5 protein-coding genes and 1 pseudogene are annotated in these 4,976 nt (G+C 59.4%); 5 read left to right on the top strand and 1 reads right to left on the bottom strand.

Annotated features, from left to right (window positions below; translation table 11 throughout):
- Positions 1–321, top strand: a 321-nt coding sequence (locus AAC083_RS23220; protein WP_258224722.1) for a helicase-related protein, incomplete at its 5' end; no start/stop codon positions are given.
- Positions 322–493: 172 nt separating this feature from the next.
- Here the strand turns inward: AAC083_RS23220 and AAC083_RS16190 are convergent.
- On the bottom strand, positions 494–1,387 hold the full coding sequence (locus AAC083_RS16190) for a DNA replication terminus site-binding protein (protein ID WP_108537144.1): 894 nt from the start codon (positions 1,385–1,387) through the stop codon (positions 494–496).
- Between the two features lie 521 nt (positions 1,388–1,908).
- On the opposite strand from AAC083_RS16190, the gene AAC083_RS16195 reads away from it, so the two are divergent.
- The 4 genes and pseudogenes from AAC083_RS16195 to AAC083_RS23225 all read left to right on the top strand — a co-directional run.
- Positions 1,909–2,118, top strand: coding sequence for a DUF1127 domain-containing protein (locus AAC083_RS16195; protein WP_042036623.1), 210 nt, complete (start codon positions 1,909–1,911; stop codon positions 2,116–2,118).
- A gap of 282 nt (positions 2,119–2,400) precedes the next feature.
- Positions 2,401–3,426 (top strand): succinylglutamate desuccinylase, encoded by a 1,026-nt coding sequence (gene astE, locus AAC083_RS16200; protein ID WP_108537145.1) that lies wholly within the window; start codon positions 2,401–2,403, stop codon positions 3,424–3,426.
- A 268-nt stretch (positions 3,427–3,694) separates the two neighbouring features.
- The gene (gene pdhA / locus AAC083_RS16205; protein WP_108537146.1) at positions 3,695–4,795 is read left to right on the top strand and encodes a pyruvate dehydrogenase (acetyl-transferring) E1 component subunit alpha; all 1,101 of its coding nucleotides are present in this window, start codon (positions 3,695–3,697) and stop codon (positions 4,793–4,795) included.
- Between the two features lie 72 nt (positions 4,796–4,867).
- Positions 4,868–4,976, top strand: a pseudogene (locus tag AAC083_RS23225) (alpha-ketoacid dehydrogenase subunit beta); the annotation flags it as partial.

Here is a 4,976-nt window from a genome sequence, read left to right on the forward strand (position 1 = left end):
TTCCGGCACGAGCCGGTGCCGCTGTTCCTCATCAGCCTCAAGGCGGGGGGCACCGGCCTCAACCTGACCCAGGCCGATACCGTGCTGCACCTGGATCCCTGGTGGAACCCGGCGGTGGAAGATCAGGCGAGCGATCGGGCCCACCGCATGGGGCAGACCCAGCCGGTCACTGTCTATCGGCTGGTGTGCGAGCAGACGGTGGAGGAGAAGATCGTCGCCCTGCACGACGAGAAGCGGGCGCTGGCCGATGGCCTGCTGAGCGGCCAGTCCGAAGTGCGCGGGCTGGATGTGGAGAGCCTGCGCGCCCTGCTGATGGGCTGAGCAGGCTGACGCCGTGTACAAGGGGGGATCGCCAGCAGGCGATCCCCCCTTCGTTTATGGCTGTGCCTGTGCAGGCGTGCCCGTCAAAGAGGCCAGGCCAGCGGCGGCGATGAATTGGCATCTAGCGGTGCCATTTGGAGATCATTTGCAAGGAGAGTCTGCTGACCCACGGCTACCCCTGATAGAGGTAGAGATGCAGCCGCTCTATGATGGGCTCACCGCCAATCTTGCGATCCCGCCGCGCTTGCCGCAGCTTGGGCGGGTAGTGGCCAAGGTGGGTGACGCCGGGCTGGGTGTCCGAGCAGAGCAGCAGGGGCAGGCTCGCCTTGAGCTGCTGCTTGCGGGGTTCCCGGTCCTGCCAGAGCAGGTTGATCATGGGGTGGGTCTTGACCGGTCGCCGGATCCTGAGCTCGGCATCGGCAGGCAGGCGGCGAAGGTCATAGACCTCCTGATCCACCATCTTGCTCCACTCCTCGTTGTTGGAGAGCGCCGGTATGTAGCGGCGGCTGCGCTCCAGCATCTCCAGCACCTGCTCCCGGCTGAGGCGATTGATGCTCTGCTTGTCGGCCCAGGTAAAGCCGAGAGAATGCAGCTCTCCCTCCAGCAGAGTCAGCTTGCGGTAGACCTGCAGGGTGATCACCCCGGGCAGGGCCCTGTGTACCAGCTCGAACTTCTCATCGCGCCCGCCGGCCTGTTGCACCAATGTCTTGAAAGCGAGTTTGTGGGCGTTGATCTCGTCTATCAGTGGGCGCAGCTGGCTGGCACTGGCGGCAGAGAAGCGCAGCCAGCCCGGCAGGCGGTGGGTAGCCTTGGTGGAGCAGCCGGGGCGAGCGCTGTGATCCTGATAGGCCACCAGGGTGGCCGCCAGCGCTTCCTCTCCGCCCAGATAGCCCACGTCTATCTGCTCGATGGGCTCGTGCTCCTGCCCCTGGGGTACGGCGGGGAGGGGATAGACGTGGGCCTCCAGCAAGGGGAGCTGCTCCAGTTGTCGGGCCAGGTGGGCCAGCGCCTCTTCGAGCGCGTCCATCTGTTGACGCAGGGCGGCAGTCGGCGTAAATGTGTCCATCGGCATGTCCTGTGGTCGCCCCTGTCACATCCTCTAAAGAGAGTTGGCAGGGGGTTGGCTGAACTACTGTATAAATAACCATACCAGCATGCCGGAAGTGCGCCAAGCGCCTCCTTAGCGGTGTGCTTGGCGAGGGCGAAAAGCGATAGCCGTTTGAGAGTGTTTTTTTGTATCTATTTGTTAAATAAGGATCAATAAAAGATCTCTTGATTAACAACTGGATGTAAACCCCAGGTTGCCTTCCTCGCCTCGGGAGCCCGTGACTGCATAGGCAAGACAAGAAACTGCATAGTTAGAGACATGTCATACAGGAGAATATGCTGTTGCGCTTTCAGGTGGAATAAAATGGTTATTTAATATTTTAAAATCAATACTTTATGTTTTTTAGACTGACGATATTCACTATTAGCTTTACTAATGTGTTGTATCAAAATTCGTCAATTGAGTCGCCCGTTCCTCCTGACTAAGCTTTGCGCAACAAATTCGCACCCCGCGCAGACATCATCAAGAGGAGCCACATCATGGCCAACATGGCTTATACCGAGGTAGGTTACCAGCATTCCAGCCAATCGAATCTGGTTGCTCGCGTCAAAATGACAGTGCTGACCTGGCTGGAACGCAGCCGCAGCCGTCGCCAGCTCTCCGAGTTGCCCGAGTACCTGCTCAAGGACATCGGCCTGAACGAATCTGATCGCTATCAAGAGACCACCAAGCCGTTTTGGCGTGGTTGATCAGCCGGGCATGGATGCCTCGTTTTTCTGCTGATCCTGATCTTCCTCTGTCTACCGGCCTGATGCCGGTGCGTGAATGACTACCTGCCTGATATTTTCTCGTCCCTGTCGGTTGATCTCCTCTTCTCGCCGTTCCCTCGTTTACCCCATGCCTTGCCGACTTGTCGTTATCTGTCGCCATATTTGTATCCTTACTGTTTGAATTTGTTTAAAAACTGATTTTAAGCCCTCACGCCTTGCGTATAATCCGCCCATAGCGTTCTTGACAAAAGGGTGAGATGGATGATTCCCCAGCATGACTTTTTGGCCCTGACTCGTCGCCATGAGTGGCAGCTTGAGCCCTTCACATTTGACCTGCCTGGTGGCACCCGGGTGAGCGTGTGGGATACAGGAGTGCTCTGCCTGGAGCCTGCGAAAGGGGGTGATGGGCAGTCGGGGGGGCGCAAGGACATAGTGCTCTCTTGCGGCATTCACGGCAACGAAACCGCCCCCATCGAGATCTGCAACCAGTTGCTGACCCGGCTGCTCAGCGGTGAGCTCAGCGCCCGTCATCGTGTGCTGTTCCTGTTTGGCAACCCGGCCGCCATGAACCTGGGATTGCGGGAGGTGGAGGAGAACATGAACCGGCTCTTTTCCGGTGCCCACAGCAAGGGGGAGGGGCTGTGCAATCAGGAGCGCATTCGCGCCATGCGCCTCGAGCAGTATGTGAGCCGCTTCTTTGCCGATCCGGCCCGGCCCCGTTATCACTACGATCTGCACACCGCTATTCGGGGTTCACGCCACGAGAAGTTTGCTGTCTACCCCTTCCCTCATGAGCGGCCGCACAGCAGGGAGCAGGTGCAGTTCCTCGGTGCTTGCGGGGTGCGCACCATACTGCTCTCCAGCGGCCCCACCACCACCTTTAGCTATTACAGCTCGCACCAGCATGGTGCCCATGCCTTCACGGTGGAGCTGGGCAAGGTGCGCCCGTTTGGTGAGAACGACATGACCCGCTTCATCGAGACCCGTCAGGCCCTGCAGGAGCTGGTGACTCAGGATGAGGTGGTGCTCGAGCCCTGGCGCGCGGATGACTTCACCCTTTTTGCCATCGACCGGGTGATTAACAAGCAATCGGCCCAGTTTCGTTTCCTGTTTGCCAGCGATGTGGACAATTTCACCGAGTTTCCCCAGGGATTTGTGCTGGCTGAGGATGGGGCGCTGCGCTACACGGTAGAAAAGACGCGGGAGGCAGTGGTCTTCCCCAACGCCAATGTGGCCATAGGTCAGCGCACCGTGCTGCTGGTGGTACCGACCCGCTTGTGGGAGTGAACTGATCCTTTCCTGCGCCCGCCACCTGCGTACCGTGGGGCCGGTGGCATCCATTCCGTGGGATTGATCCCGCACTAGCCCGAAAAGGGAGCCCAAAGCGGCTCCCTTTCTCGTCTCTGCTCAGCCGAAAAGTTCAGTGTCTTTCTGAAATTAAAGAAGTTTCTACTGGTCTTACCTGGTTAAATTATGTTGCTCTTTGATTAACATGTTATTTACATTCTCAGGGTCACCTCATGGTGGTGACGTTAACAACGGCAAGGAGCCAGTTATGACCCATGTCGACATCCCTTTCCTTCGTTACCTCGATGAGGAAGGGCGCCCGGTCGCGACACTGCCGACCTGGCTGGACAAGGCGATACTGCACACCTTCTACCGCAATATGGTGATGGTGCGCAGCTATGACAAGAAAGCGATAGCGCTGCAGCGAACCGGCAAACTCGGCACGTTTCCCTCCCATCTGGGAGCCGAAGCGGTCGGGATAGGCGTCGGTCTTGCCATGCAGGAGCAGGATGTCTACGTGCCTTACTACCGGGACATGCCCACCCTCTACGTGCGGGGCGTGCCCATGGAGAAAAACCTGCAATATTGGGGCGGGGACGAACGGGGTTGTGTCTTTTACAAGGCCGATGGCGAGCTGTCGGAGGACCTACCCATCTGCGTGCCCATCGCTACCCAGATCACCCATGCTGCCGGCATAGCGGCGGCCTTCAAGTTGCGCAACCAGCCTCGCGTTGCCGTGGTCACCATAGGTGACGGCGGCACCTCCAAGGGTGACTTCTTGGAGGGGCTCAACTGCGCTGGAGTTTGGCATCTGCCCATGGTGATGATCATCAACAACAACCAGTGGGCCATTTCTGTGCCGCGCAAGTTGCAGTCGAGCGCCCCCACCCTGGCCCAGAAAGGGATGGGTGCCGGGGTGCGCAGCATTCAGGTTGACGGCAATGATGTGGTGGCCGTCTATGATGCCACCCGCATTGCCGTGGAGCGTGCGCGCGCCGGCAAGGGCCCGACCCTCATAGAGGCAATCAGCTATCGGCTGGGGGATCACACCACGGCCGACGATGCGACCCGTTATCGGGATGCCGCCGAAGTCGAGGCCGCCTGGGCCAAGGAGCCGGTCAAGCGGCTGCGCCAGTTCATGGCCGAGCAGGGCTGGTGGGATGAGCATCAGGAGCAGGCGCTGCTGGCCGAGGCGAGCCGGGAGGTTGATCGCGCCGTGGCTGCCTATGAAGGCACGGCCCCGCAGGCGCCGGAAACCCTGCTCGACTATCAATTTGCCGAGTTACCCAAGGATTATCGCGGGCAGCGCCAGCGCATCATTGCCAAGGGCATGCAGCGCCACGCTGGGGGGAACACTCATGATCGATGAGATGAGACTGCAGGATGCCATCAAGCCGGCGTGGTGTGGCGACATGGCACGCAATGGGAATGGGGAGGCAGCATGAGTGAAATGACACTGCTCGAGGCGATCAATCTGGCGCTGCATCACGAGATGGAGCATGACCCCGATGTGGTGGTGCTCGGTGAGGACGTGGGGGTCAACGGCGGGG

Origin of the sequence: Aeromonas sp. HMWF014, from assembly GCF_963878295.1 — a bacterium.
Taxonomy (GTDB): Bacteria; Pseudomonadota; Gammaproteobacteria; order Enterobacterales; family Aeromonadaceae; genus Aeromonas; species Aeromonas popoffii.

What these genes read in the sequence shown, in the direction of transcription:
- AAC083_RS16190 (WP_108537144.1), bottom strand. Translation starts at nt 1,387, where the DNA reads ATGGACACATTTACGCCGACTGCCGCCCTGCGTCAACAGATGGACGCG.
- AAC083_RS16195 (WP_042036623.1), top strand. Translation starts at nt 1,909, where the DNA reads ATGGCCAACATGGCTTATACCGAGGTAGGTTACCAGCATTCCAGCCAA.
- astE (WP_108537145.1), top strand. Translation starts at nt 2,401, where the DNA reads ATGATTCCCCAGCATGACTTTTTGGCCCTGACTCGTCGCCATGAGTGG.
- pdhA (WP_108537146.1), top strand. Translation starts at nt 3,695, where the DNA reads ATGACCCATGTCGACATCCCTTTCCTTCGTTACCTCGATGAGGAAGGG.